Genomic DNA, 16,326 nt, shown 5'->3' with positions numbered 1-16,326 from the left:
TCAGGGCTGCCATGGGCTGATCCGCTCGATGCGCCCGTCCGTTTTCGCGTCGATGTCTTTTTGCTGCCGAATGGCCTCGATCACGGCATCGGCCATCGTCACGCCGCTATCGACGGCGTCGGCCGCGTTCTGGAACATCGTGAACCGGTCGCCGCCGGCCGCCATGAAATCGTTGATGACCAGCTTGTAGTTTTTGTTTTCGTCGAGCGGCTGGCCGGCCACGGTGATGTTCACCGCGCGCTTGCCGTCGATCTGGTAGCGCAGGCCGGAAACCTGGAGAAAGGCGCCCGGGTTGTCGTCCGGGGCGTCTTGCAGGCCGCGCTCCAGCGCCGCGCGGATGGTCGCGCCCGAGGCGGAAAGCACGTAGAGCGTGTTGCCGAAGGGAAAGACCTGCAGAACGTCGCCGACGGTGATCGGCCCGTCGCCGATGGACGAGCGGAAACCGCCGCCGTTCAGCAGCACGACATCCGCGCTCAGCCTGGTCCGGATCAAGTCGCAGACGAAATCGCCCAGGTTGCTCTCGGCGCTACGGATGGTTTCCATGCTGCCGTTGAGCGGCGTCACGGCGCGGCCGATTTCCTCGCGCCGTTGGTCGTTCATTCGGTTGACGTAGCCGTCGACCAGCGCCTGAACGATGCGATCCGGCGGCAGGTCGGGAGTGATGTCGTACATTTTGTAGCGCACGAGCCGGACGGTGTCGCCGGTTTTTTCCAGGTCCAGCCGGCCGAGATGTTCGGCGTATTTGCCGGCCTGAACGATGATGACGCCGTTTTCGATCAGCGGCGGGTCGATGACCTTCTGGTTGTGGCCGCCGATGATCACGTGAATGCCCTCGATTTCGCGCGCGATCCGTTTGTCGGTGGTGAGCCCGCAGTGGCTGAGCACCACTTTGATGGACCCTGGACCGCCGGTTCGGGTAATGCCGCTGGGCAGGGCGCGCACCGGATCGCCGACCTCCAGGCCTTTGACGTTTTTCGGATTGGTCTGGGTGACCAACTCGTCGGTGGTCACGCCGATCACGCCGACCCGCAGACCGTTGGCGAATTTTTTCGACACGCCCATCGGCAGCCAGGGGAACGCTTTGCCGGTTTCGGTCAGGTTGGTCACCAGCCAGGGAAATTTCGACGCTTGAACCAACTCGTCAAAGCGCTTCCGGCCCAGATCCAGATCGTGATTGCCTACAGTCACCCCGTCGATCCCGAGGCGGTTGAGCAACTCGATGTCCGCCTCGCCGCGATAAAGCGACGAAAGGGGCGAGCCGGTGAGCAGGTCGCCGGCGTAAAGCACCATCGTGGGGACGCTCACTTTATCGTTTTCCTGCCGGATGCGATCCACCAGGGCGGCCAGGCGGGAGAAGCCGCCCACCGTCTGGCCGGTTTCGGAGCTGCGATGTTCCTGGAGGTAGCCGTGCATGTCGTTGAAATGCAGGATGGTCAAGCGCTGGACGGTGACCGTCTCTTTCGGCTGGCTGGCGCAGGCCGCGACGGCCAAAAGGATGAGAACAACGGCTAAGAGGCGAAATCGTTTCACTTTCGTTCTCCGTGCGGTTCGAGGTTTCACCCTAAGTCGGGTCACCGGACGTGTCAACGGATTTCGCCCTTGACCGTGCCCGTTAAGAAAGCTATCGGTAAGAAAACCGGCAAAGGCGGAACCATGGGTAAAATCCGGGAGATTATCGCCAATCTCTATCAGATCGACCTGGAGCGCGAGCCGCGATTCACTTACTGGTTGGTCACCGTGCTGCGCTTTCTCAACGAATTGCGCAATCAGTTCATCAAGGACACAGTCATCGTCCGCGCCTCGGGCATGGCCTATACGACCCTTTTGGCGATCGTACCTCTGGTGGTGGTGTTTTTCAGCGTGTTCACCGCATTCGAGCGCTTCGGCGAATATCGCGAGCAGATTCAGCAGTGGATTTTTTCCCAGGTCATTCCCGCCCGCACCGACGAACTGCTGGCGTACATCAACACATTCGCCGCGAATACCAAGGCGTTGGGCGTGCTATCAACCATCGTGCTGTTCATCACCGCGATCCTGTTGTTCGATAACATCGAGACCAACATCAACGCCCTCTGGAAAGTGGAAAAGCGGCGCAGCTTCATCAAACGGTTCATGACCTTCACCAACGTTTTGTTCTGGGGGCCGATTCTCATCGCCCTCAGTTTTTACGCCTCCGGGAAAATCCGCGCGTTCGCCGAAGCGAATCCGCTGCTCGGCATCAGCATCCTGCAACGGTTTTTTCTGGGCATTTTCCCCTGGTTGTTTTCGGTGTTCGCCTTCTTTTTCATGCTGATGGTCATTCCCAACACTCGCGTCAAATGGCGCAGCGCGCTGCTGGGCGGCGCCATCGGCGCGACGATCTGGGAACTGGCCAAGGTCGGGTTTACTCATACCACGGCCCGCTCGCTGACCTACAACGCTATTTACGGTTCCCTGGCGGTCGTGCCGATCTTTCTCGTCTGGCTGTACCTGACCTGGATCATCGTGTTGCTGTCGGTCGAAATCTCCTACGTCGACCACAATTTCCACGCGCTGGTGTTGCACCGGGCCTTCGCCAAGCCGTCGGCCCGCGAGCGGCACCACCTCGCGGTCCGGCTGTTTCTCACCGTCGCGCAAGCGTTCTACGAAAACCGCGAACCGCCGACGATCGACGAACTGGAAGAGCGATTCAACATCCCCTCCGAAATCGCCGCGGAGATCGCCGCGCACCTGCTCGAGGTGGATTTGTTGCGGACCACCGATTTGGAAAACGATCGGATCGGCTATCTGCCAAGCCGCTCGCTGGATCAGATGAAATTTGGCAACGTCGCGGCGGCGATCTATCAGAACAGCGAATTGGCGGAGCCGGAGAAGGGGCTCGATGAATTCGATACGTTGATCGGAGCGATCCTGGTCGAAGGCGAAAAAGCCGCCGGCCAGGTTTACAACCGGATGACGGTTTTGGATCTGGTCAGCGCGAAGGGTTCGTTAAAAGAAAAAGCCTAGGGTTTGGCTTTCGGTTCTTCTTTTTTCTCCGGGGCGGCCGATTTGTCCGCGGGGGCGGTTTCCGCGGCCGCTTCGCCCGTCGTGACTTTCTCGAATTTCCCGTCGAAATCCTCGTCGACCTCGACCTTCGTCGGCGGCGCGCCGGGTTGGTCGAAGGTGGAAATCATGTCGATCCGGCCGTCGCCGTTGCTGTCGCGGGTCATTTTCTTGATTTTTTGGTCGCCGCTGTATTCGATGACCGTCTCGAATTTCTGATCGCCGTTCAGATCCATTTCGGAACGGATCAGCACGTCGCGACCGGATTGCGGATCGATGCCGAAGGTGTCGATCCAGTCGACGACGCCGTTGAAGTCGCGGTCTTTTTCCACGCGGTGGACGTGGGCGCGCAGATCGTAATAGATCCACGAGTCGGCTTTGCCGTCGCCGTTCGCGTCCTCGGTGAAAAAATAGTCGCGCTGAAACATGAAAAAGGCGACCACGCCCAGGATGCCGAGCAGCGCCACCAGCGCCAAGACGCTGAACCATTTCCGTGTCGTTGTGTTTTTCTGGTTTTCCATGGGCCTTTTCTCTAACACGAACGATTCGCCGGGACAAGCCGAAATTCGCTTGCCACCGTCCGCGGAGATGGTTACAAAATATTGATACTTTGCGAGGTCAAAATGGAACCGGATCGTCTGGCTATCGCCGCGCAATTTTTCGCCAAGAACGGCTTTGCGGTCGAGGTGTTCGCCGATCCCGAACAGGTCCGCGAGGCTTTTCGCCGGCGGCTGGCGACCGTCCGGTCGGTCGGTTTCGGCGGCAGTGCCACGCTGCGCGAGCTGGGGCTGGACGCCGTGGCGCGGGAATCGCCGGCGCAATTCATCGACCATTGGGCGGCGGCCGGCGACAAACCACGCGACTGGGAGGCCCGGCTCGACCAGGGTCGCGCGGAATTGTTCGTCACCAGCGCCAACGCCGCCACGATCGGTGGCCAGCTTTTATTGACCGACGGCGCCGGCAACCGCCTGGCGGCCAGCGTTTTCGGCCCGCGGCAGGTTTTGTTCGTCCTTGGCGAAAACAAAATCATGGATGGCCTGGACGCGGCCTGGCTGCGGATCAAGCGGATCGCCGCGCCGCAGCGCGCCCGTCAATTGCAGATGAAAACGCCTTGCGCCGAAGACGGCTGCTGCCACGACTGCCAAAGCCCGCAACGAATCTGTCGCGCCACGGTGATTATCGAACGGCCGAGCTTCGGCCTGACCGCCGGGGTGTGGCTGGTGCGGGGCGGTTGGGGGCTGTAATGAGGAGGATGTCATGAAAATTCGGTGGAACGGTCATTCCAGCTTCACGATCACGACGGCCAACGGAACGGTCATCGTATTGGACCCTTACGAACCCGGGGCGTTCGGCGGCGGCATCGCCTATCGGCCGATCGACGTGAAGCCGGATATCGTTGTCATCAGCCATGACCATGCCGATCACAACTACACCGCCGGCTTCAAAAAACCGTTCATCGAGGTCCGCCAAAACGCGGATGTAAACGGCATCGTTTTTCGCGCGTTGGAAACGTTCCACGACGAGGTGCAAGGGGCGAAACGCGGCCGTAACCTTATATTCATCATCAAAACCGATGGGATGATTCTCTGCCACCTCGGTGATCTGGGCCACAAACTCAGTGACGCCCAACTCAAGGAAATCGGCAAAGTCGATGTGCTGATGGGGCCGATCGGCGGGTTTTATACGATCGATGCGCGAACGGCCGCCGAGGTGGTGAGCCGGATCAATCCACGCATTTTCATTCCGATGCATTTTAAAACCGACAAGTGCAAATTCCCGATTTCACCGGTCGCCGATTTCCTCGCCGGCAAAAGCAACGTCAAGCAATTGGCCGCCGACGAACTGGAAATGACCGCCGACAAACTGCCGCACGTCGGCGAAATTATCGTCCTGCGCCACCACTATTGAACGAAACGATGATCCGCCACGGAAAGATCGGGCCGGGTTGAGCCGACGTGCATTGGTATCCGTTTTTGCCGCTTTTGCAGCCGCCTTTTTTCATCCTTGATTTTCCGCTCGCACCCGGCCAAAATTGCAACTCCGAAACCTTTTGAATAGTGCAACCAAAATACATTCTGCAGAAACCGTTTGTTTATCGGGAGGGGTACATGAAAGAAGTGTGGATCGTCAGCGTCGCGCGTACGGCCATCGGTTCCTTTGGCGGATCTTTGAAGGACGTCAGCGCCGTCGACCTGGGCGCCATCGCGGCCAAGGCCGCCATCGCGCGCGCCGGAATCGATCCGGCGATTCTGGGCGATGTGATCGCCGGGCACTGCATGATGCGGACCGACGAAATCAACCTCGGCCGCTGCGTCGGCCTCAAAGCGGGCGTGCCGTTTCAGGTGCCGGGCTGCACGATTCAGCGGCAATGCTCCAGTTCCATGCAGGCGCTGGTTTTCGGCGCGCAGCAGATCATGCTGGACGAACACGACGCCGTGCTGATCGTCGGCTCCGAAAACATGAGCCGCATCCCGTACGTGCTTTACGACATGCGTTGGGGCTGCCGGATGAACGACCGCAAAGCGGTCGATTCGCTGATGGAAGGCCTGGCGGATCCGTTCGGCCACTTCCTGATGGGCATCACCGCCGAGAATCTGGCGGCCAAGCACAACATCAGCCGGCAGGAGCAGGACGAACTGGCCCTGACCAGTCAGAATCGCGCCTTGGCGGCGATTGACGCCGGCCGGTTCAAAGATGAAATCGTGCCGGTCGAAATCCCCTCGAAAAAAGGCACCATCGTGTTCGATACCGACGAACATCCGCGGCGCGGCACGACGGCGGAAACCCTGGCCTCGCTGAAGCCGGCCTTCAAGAAGGATGGTACCGTCACCGCCGGCAACGCCAGCGGTCTCAACGACGGCGGCGCGGCAGCGGTGATCATGAGCGCCGAAAAAGCCAAGGCCCTGGGCATCAAACCGTTGGCGCGCCTGGTGGCGCACGCAGTGGCCGCCGTGGAACCGGAACTGATGGGTTACGGCCCGGTGCCCGCCACGCAAAAAGCCCTGAAAAAGGCCGGCATGACGCTGAAGGACATCCAGTTGCTCGAAGTGAACGAAGCGTTCGCCGCGCAGTACCTGGCCTGCGAAAAGCTGCTCGGCCTCGACCGTTCGATCACCAACGTCAACGGTTCGGGCATCGCCCTGGGGCACCCGGTCGGCGCGACCGGCATCCGGTTGGTCGTCAGCTTGTTGAGCGAAATGCAGAAGCGCGACCTGACGGTCGGCCTGGCGTCGCTGTGCGTCGGCGGCGGCATGGGCAAAACGGTCATTCTGGAACGCATCTGATCGTTCGCTGGAACCATAGAAGGCGGAGGCGGTCCTCCGCCTTTTTCGCTTAACCGACCTTTCAACTTCAGACATTTTCGGTAAAGTCAGATGAGATCAATCGCAGTCGGCGAAAACGTAAGCGAGGTGTTTTTTTCGGCATGCACCGAAAGAAATTGTATTTCCCGTTCATCCTTGCGCTGGTGATCGGTTTATTGATTGCCCTCGGAGCGGCCGGAATTTTTTCCGGCTGCCACGAGGCCGACGACGCCGTCGATGGCGATCATCATGGGTATGAGACGCCCGCAGACGACGATCAAAATGACGACGACGATTCCGCCGACGTGTTGCCGGCCGAGTGCGGCCCGCTGGAGGGCGATCCGGCGGCCTGGCTGCTCGCGCCGCGCGATGAATGGGTCTACCCGACCCGGGTGATCCGCCACCCGGTGAACGGCGACCCGGAAGAGTTGGACCCAGCGCGGCTGACGGCAGGCGGAGAGCAAATCCCGCTGGCCGGCGGTTGGCTCGAACTCGATTTCGGCCTCGATGTGGCCGGCCGATTGGAGTTGGGCGTCCGCGACGCGGCAGGGTTGCAAACGAGCGCCCGCTTCGCCGAGGATGTCCGCTACCTGACCGACACGGCGTTGCAGCCGTACGAGTTGTTGACTGCTCTGAGCATGCCCTTCGTTTGGCTGCCGGGTTATCACCGCCGCTTGTTTGACGGCGACGCGGATTACCTCGATCCGCTGCCGGTCGGCGCGTTCCGGCACGTTCGCCTGCAGATCGAAGCCGGTTCCGGTCGCTTGGATTATGCCCGCGTCAAATACTATGCCTACCGAACGACCGAAACGGAGTTGGCCGGTTATTTTCTCTGTGACGACGAAAAGCTCAACCGGATCTGGTACGCCGGTTTGCAGACGCTCGACCTTTGCACGATTCCGGCCGATCAGGGGACGGTTCGCTCCAATCGAACGGTCGGTGACGGGCCATGGGCGCTGGTTGACGGCGGACGCCGCGACCGGCTGATCTGGATGGCCGACTTGTACGTGGCCGACCGGGTGTTGTTTCTGACGCGCGACGATTGGTCGGCGGCGTTCGATTCTCTCGCGTATCTCGGTGAACATCAACGCGTGGACGGCAACGTGCCGGCTTGCAGCCCGGTGGGAACGGTCGGCTTGAACGCGTATCGGTTCATCGAGTACACGCTGTTTTATGTGCTGGCCGCGTGGGACGAATATTTCTATACCGGCGATCCGTCGCGGCTGGCAGTGCTTTACCCGCGGGTGAAAAGGGCGTTGGCTTACATCGAAACCCAGTCGGACGGCGATCTGCTCAATCTGACCGCCCAAAACGGCCTTGGCTGGTGCTGGACCATCGAGCGGCGCGGTCGGGTCACGTTTACCAATATTCTTTTCTATCAAGCGCTTCGGCTCGCGATGGCCATGGCCGAGCTCAGCGGCCGGCCGAATGAGGCGGCCGACTTTCTCGCCCGGGCCGAAACGGTGCGGGCGGCGGTCGACGCCATGGCCTGGGATGAAGCGCGCGGTATTTACGTCGAAAGCGATACCGATCCGGTCCACGTTCCGTTGGATGCCAATGCCCTGGCGATTCTCACCGGAATGGCTGGCGGACGCACCGACCGTATTCTGGCCTACTGGCAAAGCAACATGAATTCGCCATACGGCCTGGTGAATGTCGATCCGGCGTACGACGGCGCGCAGTACAATCTCGGGATCCACAACCGGCGGTCGATCGGGTTCGTCAATTATTTCGCCGCCGAGGCGATGTTTTTCGCCGGTCACGACGCGGAAGCGTTTACCTTGCTGGCGCGGTGTTTCGGGCACATGGCGACGACCGATCCGGGGTCGACCCTGTGGGAATTCATCGGCCCCGACGGCCGGCCGGAAATGTCCTACATCAGTCAGGCGCATGCCTGGTCGGCCGGCGCGACGACCCTGCTGACGCAATACGTACTGGGCGTAAAACCGCTGACGCCGGGTTATGAGCGCCTGAGTATCGCGCCGCATCTGCAGGACCTGCGTCACGTGGAAGGCCGCGTGCCGACGCCGTTCGGATCGGTGGATGTGCGCTGGCGACGCGCCGCTTCCGGCGAGGGACTTTGGGCTTACCTGACCATTCCGGCCGGTGTGGAGGCGGAGCTGACGGTGCCGAACGGTTACGGTGATTGGAGATACTATGGATCGCCCCCGAGCCGGATCAACGACCGAAAATTGCGCATGAACCCGGGAAATTACTGTTTGAATTTTTCCAGCATAAAGGGCGACAATAGGCGCTGAGCGGTAGCTATTTATTCGGTCTGCTTTTGGCAAAATTGTGTTGAAGACCCGAAAATTTTTAGATACATTGTAACGGCATTCCATTTTCATCAATGAAGAATTTTGAATTAACCGGCCATCGGCAAGGCTGGAAAGCATGATCAGGGCACTGCAACCATCTTTGAACCGGAATGCGATTTTGCGAAGCAGGGCAACAACAATCATCGAGGTTGAAGATGAAAAGGTATCTATTTTCGTGGACGCTGATCCTGGTTCTTCTTTTCGCCGCCGGTTCCGTCCAGGCTTTGGAAACCAAATGGGTTCGGACGCTGCCGACCATCGACGGCGTCATTTCGGAAGGCGAATGGGATGGTGCCGAGCAGGTTGTGGATTCGACTGGCACTCCCGCCTATACGGCCTACCTCTTATCCGATGAAGATTATCTTTATGTGGCTTTCGATGTTACCGGCGACACTGTCGCCGGCGCTACCGATCTCGTGGCCCTTTTCATTGATCGCGATAACAACGGCTCCTATCCGGCCGATTGCAACGGTCCGAACTTTGAAGGCTACCTCTACTTCCGGTATGACGGAACTCGTGAATTTTTAGTGTTGTCGACCGGAGGCCCCTGCGGCACTCTATCAGCCACTGATTACACCACGCTGGCGTCCTCGTTGGATGACCATATGCAATTCGAACTGCGGGTTGATTTGGCGGACTCACCCATGGCGAGCGGACCGGGCGAAACCCTTGGTTTTGCTTTGATGGCCATGGACACCAATACCCTCAAAGCGCAGAACTATTGGCCGACCGGCGCGGCGCCCCTTGATCCGTCTACCTGGACCGATCTGACTTTCGCCACGGAGCCCGAAACACTCGATATCGCCTGGGCCAACATCCCGCCGAAGATCGACGGCCTCATCTATGCGAACGAATGGACCGGTGCCGCGACAATGAATCTGGTCGGCACCTCGAGCGACGTGACTTTTTACTACCTGATGGATGCTCATTTTCTTTACGGCGCGCTGCTGACCAACGACCCCGGGTTCATCGACAATGATGCGATCATTTTCAATTTCGACAACAATTTCGACGGCCAATATCCATCCTCCTGCGGGTCGGAGGGCACGTTTTCGATCGGTTACGATGCGGGGAATCTGGCCAATTTATTCGCCGCCCGAGTGCTCGGCGGCGCCGATTGCGGCTGGGGGACGGCTGACCACGTTGTTTCCTGGATGTCTTACAACGCCAAAGGTCATCTGGAATACGAATTTCGCTTCGACCTGACCGGCGATGAGCTCTCCGGCGAGCCGGGCGCGGAAATCGGTGCGACCTTTTCCTATCAGGAATGGAATGCGGGCGAAACCGTGAACTGGCCGACGACCGGGTACGATTATCGATACCCCACCACCTTCGGAGTCATGCAATTGCCGGCGGAACAACAAAGTCAATTCACTCCCGGTCGGACCGATACACCACCGACCATCGACGGGACATTCGCTGAATCCGAATGGGATAATGCCTTGCTCGTTCCCGTTTATGGCAATCGCAGTTTTTATGCTTACTGGCTGGCCGACGCCGATCATCTCTACCTGGCGATTGACGCGATAGACGACACAGTCGCGCACAATCATGATGAAGTCTATCTGCTGTTCGACAACAACAACGACGGCGAATGGCCGATTGATTGCGAGGAGGAAGGGTCGTACCTGATCGACGACACTTCCGGCACGATCAGCTATTTCTTCTGGCCGTATACGCAATCGGGATTTTGCAGTCCCACGATACCGACCAACATTTCAGCGGCTTATGGAATGACCGGTAAAGGCAACGTGCGAGTGGAAATCGCCATCGACCTGACCGGCGGCGAGCTCTATGGATCTCCTGGAGATACGATTGGGATGCTGATCGCTTACGAAGAAAATGAAAGCAACCTGACGTATTGGCCGTATCAAACGGCGGATTTCGATCCGGCGTATTTCGCCCAAATGACCTACCCGGACTGCCTCGGCTGCCTGATCGGCGCGGTCTGTTACGACGACGGCGAGAAGAACCCGGACAACGAATGCCAGGAATGCGATCCGGCGAATTCCGCCGATTCCTGGACCGACCTGGACGGCATTGCCTGTACCGATGACGGCCTGTGGTGCACCGGCGCGGAAATGTGCGTGTCGGGTTCCTGCGAGAGCGAATACGGCGTGGGCAATCCGCGTTGCCCCGACGACGGGTTCTTCTGTGACGGCGCCGAGGAATGTGACGAGGGCAACAATGAGTGTACCCACGGGGATGAGCCCTGCGACGCCGACGAGACCTGCGTGGAGGAAACGGACGAATGTATCCCGAACGGCGATGACGACGACAACGACGATAACGACGACAACGACGACAACGATGATAACGACACCGGCACCGATGACGACGATGACGACAATGACGACAATGATGACAACGACGACAACGACGATTTCTTCCCGCCCGATGATGATGACGACACCTCCGGCGATCTGGCGCCGCAAACCGAAGAAGACGAGGGCGATTCCGGTTGCGGGTGTTGATCACCGGCTGATTCGGCCGGAGGAACGATAGCGACCCACGGGATGGCCAGGAGCGGCATCCTGGCCTATCCTGTGGCGATGCCGATTGAAACCGCCATTCCGGACGAGCTTCGCCAAATGGCCGAGGTTCATCTTCGACGATCGTTCCCCGCGACCGTCGGTGAGCTGATCGTTCCGACCTCGCCATTCGATTCGCCGGATGCGGAATGCCTGGCCTATCTTGCCGTCCATCGTACCGAGCTGCTGGCGTGGCTGGAAGCGGTTCTCGCCTTGCCGCCGGAAGAGGGCGACTGGCCGCAAAATCCACTGCCGCTTTTACGCCTGGCCGGCCGGCGGTGGATCCAGCGGCAAAATCAATTTTTGGTTCTCGATGTCGCGACCGACGCGAAGCTGGACGAGTTGCTGCGCCGCTTCGCCGCCGATTTCCGCGCTGCCTTGCACTCCGCTCCGGAAACGCTTCCGAATGCGCTTCGCCGCCTGCGGTTTTCCCTGGCTGAAGCGATCCGCCAACCCGGGCAGGCGGCAAGCCCGCCGGCGGTGGTCTGCGCGGAGTACTCCCTTTCGTCGCAACTTCGTATTCTGGGTTTGTCGATCGCGGAACTGGCCGAACCGATCCTCGACCTGGGTTGCGGCGAGCACGCGGAATTGGTCCGGGAGTTGCAGCGGCAAGGCAAGCAGGCGTTCGGCATCGACCGGGTGGCCGGTCGAATTCCGGGCGTGATGAGCGCCGATTGGTTCGCGAAAAATTTCGGCAACGACACCTGGGGCACGATCGTTTCGCATCTCGGATTCAGCCTGCAGTTCCTGCATCAACACTTGCAACCGGGAGGCGACGGCGCCCGGTATGCCCACAAGTACATGGAAATCCTTCGCTCGCTCAAGACGGGCGGAATTTTCGTGTACGCGCCGGGATTGCCGTTTGTCGAGGATTTCCTGCCCGCCGCGCAATACCGTGTGATCCGGCGCGGCGTCGAAGGCTTGCCCGTCAATGAGGATTTATCGGCGCTATACCGGCGCGCCCTCGGGACCGATCCGTTTTATACTTGCCGCATCGAACGAATCGGTTGAGTCACCGTTCGCGCGCGGCCAAGGCGGCCAGCAGCGCGGCGCGGTCGAAATACACCTCATTGCGCAATACCAATTCGCCGCGCACCAGCACCAGATCCAGGCCGGTTTCGGCGATCACCTTACCGCCGACGGGAATTTCCGCCCGCCAGCGAAGCGTAAAGCCGCCATCCAGCGGAAAAACCTCATCCGCCTTCCAGGACCAATCGGGAAACGTGGCGAGCAGCTTACGGAAATAGGGCAGCAGCGCGGCGCGCCCCTGGATCCCTTCCGGTTTGGCCGGATCGCGGTAGAAAGCGTCGGGGGCGTAAATCGCGGCCAGCTCTTCCGGGCGATTGCCGGTCCAGAGCGGCAACCAGCGATCACAAAACGCCAGGGCCTCGGATTTGTCCATCGGCTGCTCCTCAAAGAGGCACTTCTCGCGTTACGGACCGCATCCCGAAGGGGAAAGGACCGGCGGATCATCGCGAAAAGGGCCGGTTTGCCTTGTTTAAATGAATTCCACCGTGGCGGGCGGTTTGGGCGTCAGATCGTACAACACCCGCACCACGCCCGGAACTTCCGTCAACAGGCGTTTGGTGATCCGGTTTAGTTTGTTCCATGACAATTGCGTCGCGGTCGCTTCGCGAGCATCCACGCTTTCAATGCAGCGCAGAACGAGAATGTCGCCGAACTCGCGTTTGTAGTTGCGCAGACCGGTTGCTTTGTCGGACATCAGTACGGCGAAATACTGGAATGCTTTGCTGGCGGCAAGCTCTTCCTCGACGACCTTGGTCGCTTTGCGGACTTTGGCGACTCGTTCGGGAGTTACTTCGCCGATCACGCGCGCCGCAAGCGCCGGTCCCGGGAAGGGGATGCGTTCGGAAATGGCCTTGGGAAGTTTCAACGCGCGGGCCATGGCGCGAACGCCGTCCTTGCGCAAATCGAGTAACGGTTCGACCACCTGATAGCCGTATTCTTTTTCCGTATCGATGCCGAGTTGCGCCAACACGTTGTGCTGCCGTTTGATGCCGGCCACGGTTTCGTCGATGTCGGTGAGGATCGTTCCCTGCAGCAGGCATTTGATTGAATGATCGCGGACATATTTCGAAAAGACGTCGGCATAGAAGGTGTCCGTGATCGCCTGGCGTTTGATCTCGGGGTCGGTTTTGCCCTGGAGCGCGGCGAAAAACGCTTTTTTGGCATCGAGCACTTTGACCTGGATGCCGAATTTCTTGAACGTTTCCTTTACGTATCGTGGCTCGCCTTCTCGCATCAGGCCGTTTTCGATAAACAACACCGTCAATCTTTTCCCCAGCGCGAGATGGCCGAGGATGGCCACGACCGAGGAGTCGACGCCGCCCGACAACGCCACCAGTGCTTTTTCGCGACCTACTTCTTTACGGATTTGTGCGACTTTCGCCTCGATCGCTGCTTTCATTGTGGACATATTGATCCCCCGGATTTTGGTGTCGGAAGTTTGGAATTGATCTTTGTTTTCTAACATACCGAGCGACGGTTTCCAAGCCATGTCCGCTCTACAAACTCGACCGGATAGTGATCAACTCTCCCTTCCAGTCCACTTCGATGTGACGGTTTTGTTCCAACAAATCGAGGTAGGCGACGGTCTCGGAGATTGCCAGGAACTGGTTGGCCAAATCGAGTTTGCCGAAAACGGCGCAGGCCAAAGTCGCGGGATCGGCCGCCCCGGCCGTGATTTTTTCCCGGAAAATTTCGGCGCGTTCGCCGATGAATTTTCGCGTGCCGGCGATCAGCGCGGCGACATCCGAAATGAGGGGGCCATGGCCGGGAAAGCCGGTGGTGATCTCGATCGTCGTGAGCTTGGCGAGTGATTCGAGATAATGAATCAGGCTCGGCGCGCGGCGATAGTCATTTTCGGGATCCAGATACAGCAATGGATTGGGCGTGATGTGGCTCAGCAGCAGGTCGCCGCAAAACAGATTGCCGGTGGCCAGGTCGTAAAAGCAAAGGTGATCGGGTGAATGACCGGGGGTGGCGACGATCCGCCATTCACGGCCGGCAATCGACAGGCATTCGTCGCCGTTCAGCCGGTGAACGGCCAGCGGCTCGGTGGCGAGATCGGCGAATCGCCGCCCGGCGTGGAAATTGGCAAATGCCTTTTCCAGCGTATCACGGGGGAGGCCGCAACGGGTCAGGAAGGCGATCAACGCTTCCTCGGCCGCCGGTTGCCGTGGCGTAAAGAGGGCGCTTTGCCGGTGCAGGTACAGTGTCGCGCCGCAACGCCGCGAAAGATGCAACGCCGCGCCCGCATGGTCGTAATGCCCGTGCGTGACCAAAATATGCCGCACATCCGCCAACCGCCGGCCGTGGGCCCGCAATTGTTCCTCGAGCGCTTCCAGCGAAACGGATGAAAAGACACCCGTATCGACGAGAGTCGGTTCGGGGCCGTCGAGAAAATACACGTTGATCCGGCCGACCGGATACGGAGTCGGGATTTTTAGCAGCAACGGGTCGGCGGCGGACGGCGGCATTTTCTTTACCTGATTGTTGGCTTGGGGCGGTTTCCGCCGGAGCGGCAACGGCTCGGCATCATGACGCGCGGGGTAGGGATCGGTCAAGGGACGAATTCGTCGCGGCCGATATCCCCGGCTATACTGTACGGCCGTTCGTCATCCTCGAAATCCCAAACCGCCCAACCGCCGGCCGGCGCGAAGGCGGTTCCGGCGTCGCGGCAAGGGCTGAAAGCGGAAAGATGGTATTCGTCCTGCTCGGCGAACAGCGGATCGGCGGCGATATTGCCGTCGGCGGCGGCGCAGCCGGTCCATTGGCATTGGTTCAGCTCGGCCACGTCAGTGACCGTTTCTTGCGATGTCTCGAGATAGGTGGCGGCCGCGGCGCCGAAAAAATCATTGTGCGACAGGATCACTGAGGAATTCCGTAGCGCGACGCCGGTGGATGTTTTGCCGGTTCCCGGTTCATTTTGAAAAATGTTGTTGGCCGCCGCGGCGGCGCCGTCTTCCAGGAAAAGTCCGGCGCCGAACTGCGACGCGCCGCTTTGAATCAGGAGATTGTTGGCCAGCACTGGCCCTTGAGAATCGCGAAGAAAGACCGCCGCGGAATGAGCCTGTCCTTCGCCGCTTCGCAAAATGCTGTTGATCGCCTTCACATCGGCCCGTGCCCACAAACCGTAGGTCTGGTTGGAGAAGGAACCTCCGCCGTACGCGCGGGCGACGGACAGCACGCAAGAGGCCAGGGTGTAGATGCCGATCGACTGCACGGCGCCCAGGCCGCCGGCCGCGGTGGTCGACATGATCACGGCGTCGCCTTGTTCCTCGATGAAAAGCCCATAGCTGTATTCGGTCAGATCGCCGCCCGACAATTCGTCGCCGATCAGGTCGGCATAGGCGTTGGCGCGGATCGTTACTCCGCTGGCGAGGAACTGCGACGATCCGCCGCTGATTCGGCAATCGCGGATCACGGCACGGCCGGCCTCGATGACTACTCCGTGCGAATGGTCATCGCCATCGCCGCCGATGACGCTCAAGCCGGTCAGATAAACGGGTTCCTCTTCGGCGGCGAGGATGGTGACGGCGGTTTCCTCGACGGCCTGGATGGTCGTCGTTCGTTTCCCGGGATCGCGTTGCCAAGTCCCGGCTTCGTAACCGCCGACCAGACCGGCGGAATAGAGCGTGACGCTTTCGTAATACTCGCCCTCCGCGATCAACACCCATTTGCCTTTCGTTTCCGCCAACTCCGCGCCGGCCCCGATCGTGCGCTTGGGCGCGGCCATGGTGCCCGGATTGCCGTCGTCGCCGTTCGGCGAGACGAAGACGGCGATCGCGTCGGAAGCCAGGGAATCACTTCCGTCGCAATCCTGATCGAAGCCGTCGTCGGGCACGTCGCGCATGCCGGGGTGGGTGGTGTAGCCGCCGCCGTAACAGTCATCGTCGTTCGTCACCCAGCCGAGCGGACAGGCAGAGGATGCCTTTTGCGTCAGGAACGGGCTGCCGTAGCCGTCGTTGTCCCAATCCGCGTAGCAAGTCAGAGAATCGTCGTCGGAGGAGTCGGGGTTGTCGGCGTAGCAGCCGAGGACGAGGCAACCGATCGCCAGACAGAACACAAGCAAAAGCCTCTGACTGCCCGGTGAGTGGGTCCGCATCCGATCGTCCTTTCGTGGCCGGCGGT

The 16,326-nt window shown here is 59.9% G+C and carries 13 protein-coding genes; 7 read left to right on the top strand and 6 right to left on the bottom strand.

Annotation, left to right across the window (positions count from 1 at the left end; all coding sequences use genetic code 11):
* Window positions 1-1,530 (bottom strand): bifunctional metallophosphatase/5'-nucleotidase, encoded by a 1,530-nt coding sequence (locus GX444_09110; protein ID NLH48750.1) that lies wholly within the window; start codon window positions 1,528-1,530, stop codon window positions 1-3.
* Between the two features lie 123 nt (window positions 1,531-1,653).
* Here GX444_09110 and GX444_09105 point away from each other — a divergent pair, with 123 nt between their 5' ends.
* On the top strand, window positions 1,654-2,985 hold the full coding sequence (locus GX444_09105; GenBank protein NLH48749.1) for a YihY family inner membrane protein: 1,332 nt from the start codon (window positions 1,654-1,656) through the stop codon (window positions 2,983-2,985).
* Here GX444_09105 and GX444_09100 read toward each other — a convergent pair.
* Window positions 2,982-3,542, bottom strand: a complete 561-nt coding sequence (locus tag GX444_09100; GenBank protein NLH48748.1) for a hypothetical protein — start codon at window positions 3,540-3,542, stop codon at window positions 2,982-2,984. The genes GX444_09105 and GX444_09100 overlap by 4 nt on opposite strands.
* A gap of 102 nt (window positions 3,543-3,644) precedes the next feature.
* On the opposite strand from GX444_09100, the gene GX444_09095 reads away from it, so the two are divergent.
* The 6 genes from GX444_09095 (at window position 3,645) to GX444_09070 (ending at window position 12,183) form a co-directional block, all read left to right on the top strand.
* Window positions 3,645-4,265 (top strand): LUD domain-containing protein, encoded by a 621-nt coding sequence (locus tag GX444_09095; GenBank protein ID NLH48747.1) that lies wholly within the window; start codon window positions 3,645-3,647, stop codon window positions 4,263-4,265.
* A 13-nt stretch (window positions 4,266-4,278) separates the two neighbouring features.
* Window positions 4,279-4,929: an MBL fold metallo-hydrolase gene (locus tag GX444_09090; GenBank protein NLH48746.1), complete on the top strand. Its 651-nt coding sequence runs from the start codon at window positions 4,279-4,281 to the stop codon at window positions 4,927-4,929.
* 200 nt (window positions 4,930-5,129) lie between these two features.
* Window positions 5,130-6,305 (top strand): acetyl-CoA C-acetyltransferase, encoded by a 1,176-nt coding sequence (locus GX444_09085; GenBank protein NLH48745.1) that lies wholly within the window; start codon window positions 5,130-5,132, stop codon window positions 6,303-6,305.
* A 140-nt stretch (window positions 6,306-6,445) separates the two neighbouring features.
* Window positions 6,446-8,581, top strand: a complete 2,136-nt coding sequence (locus tag GX444_09080; GenBank protein ID NLH48744.1) for a hypothetical protein — start codon at window positions 6,446-6,448, stop codon at window positions 8,579-8,581.
* A 215-nt stretch (window positions 8,582-8,796) separates the two neighbouring features.
* The gene (locus GX444_09075; GenBank protein ID NLH48743.1) at window positions 8,797-11,115 is read left to right on the top strand and encodes a hypothetical protein; all 2,319 of its coding nucleotides are present in this window, start codon (window positions 8,797-8,799) and stop codon (window positions 11,113-11,115) included.
* Window positions 11,116-11,232: 117 nt separating this feature from the next.
* Complete coding sequence (locus GX444_09070) at window positions 11,233-12,183, top strand: class I SAM-dependent methyltransferase (GenBank protein ID NLH48742.1); 951 nt, start codon at window positions 11,233-11,235, stop codon at window positions 12,181-12,183.
* A gap of 1 nt (window position 12,184) precedes the next feature.
* On the opposite strand, the gene GX444_09065 is transcribed toward GX444_09070, so the two are convergent.
* From GX444_09065 to GX444_09050, 4 genes are all read right to left on the bottom strand, one after another.
* On the bottom strand, window positions 12,185-12,574 hold the full coding sequence (locus GX444_09065) for a nuclear transport factor 2 family protein (GenBank protein ID NLH48741.1): 390 nt from the start codon (window positions 12,572-12,574) through the stop codon (window positions 12,185-12,187).
* 96 nt (window positions 12,575-12,670) lie between these two features.
* Window positions 12,671-13,609: an ExsB family transcriptional regulator gene (locus GX444_09060; GenBank protein NLH48740.1), complete on the bottom strand. Its 939-nt coding sequence runs from the start codon at window positions 13,607-13,609 to the stop codon at window positions 12,671-12,673.
* 88 nt (window positions 13,610-13,697) lie between these two features.
* Window positions 13,698-14,759 (bottom strand): MBL fold metallo-hydrolase, encoded by a 1,062-nt coding sequence (locus GX444_09055; protein NLH48739.1) that lies wholly within the window; start codon window positions 14,757-14,759, stop codon window positions 13,698-13,700.
* Complete coding sequence (locus tag GX444_09050) at window positions 14,756-16,300, bottom strand: hypothetical protein (protein NLH48738.1); 1,545 nt, start codon at window positions 16,298-16,300, stop codon at window positions 14,756-14,758. Before GX444_09050 ends, GX444_09055 begins: the two co-directional genes overlap by 4 nt.
* Between the last annotated feature and the right edge of the window lie 26 nt (window positions 16,301-16,326).

The organism is Myxococcales bacterium (genome assembly GCA_012517325.1).
In the GTDB taxonomy this organism is placed as follows: domain Bacteria; phylum Lernaellota; class Lernaellaia; order Lernaellales; family Lernaellaceae; genus JAAYVF01.
Note: the sequence above shows the minus strand (reverse complement) of the source record. Positions and strands in the feature narration are given on the sequence as shown.

Excerpts from the sequence above, each read along its gene's own strand:
- GX444_09105 (NLH48749.1), top strand. The coding sequence starts at position 1,654 with ATGGGTAAAATCCGGGAGATTATCGCCAATCTCTATCAGATCGACCTG.
- GX444_09100 (NLH48748.1), bottom strand. The coding sequence starts at position 3,542 with ATGGAAAACCAGAAAAACACAACGACACGGAAATGGTTCAGCGTCTTG.
- GX444_09095 (NLH48747.1), top strand. The coding sequence starts at position 3,645 with ATGGAACCGGATCGTCTGGCTATCGCCGCGCAATTTTTCGCCAAGAAC.
- GX444_09090 (NLH48746.1), top strand. The coding sequence starts at position 4,279 with ATGAAAATTCGGTGGAACGGTCATTCCAGCTTCACGATCACGACGGCC.
- GX444_09085 (NLH48745.1), top strand. The coding sequence starts at position 5,130 with ATGAAAGAAGTGTGGATCGTCAGCGTCGCGCGTACGGCCATCGGTTCC.
- GX444_09080 (NLH48744.1), top strand. The coding sequence starts at position 6,446 with ATGCACCGAAAGAAATTGTATTTCCCGTTCATCCTTGCGCTGGTGATC.
- GX444_09075 (NLH48743.1), top strand. The coding sequence starts at position 8,797 with ATGAAAAGGTATCTATTTTCGTGGACGCTGATCCTGGTTCTTCTTTTC.
- GX444_09070 (NLH48742.1), top strand. The coding sequence starts at position 11,233 with ATGGCCGAGGTTCATCTTCGACGATCGTTCCCCGCGACCGTCGGTGAG.
- GX444_09065 (NLH48741.1), bottom strand. The coding sequence starts at position 12,574 with ATGGACAAATCCGAGGCCCTGGCGTTTTGTGATCGCTGGTTGCCGCTC.
- GX444_09060 (NLH48740.1), bottom strand. The coding sequence starts at position 13,609 with ATGTCCACAATGAAAGCAGCGATCGAGGCGAAAGTCGCACAAATCCGT.
- GX444_09050 (NLH48738.1), bottom strand. The coding sequence starts at position 16,300 with ATGCGGACCCACTCACCGGGCAGTCAGAGGCTTTTGCTTGTGTTCTGT.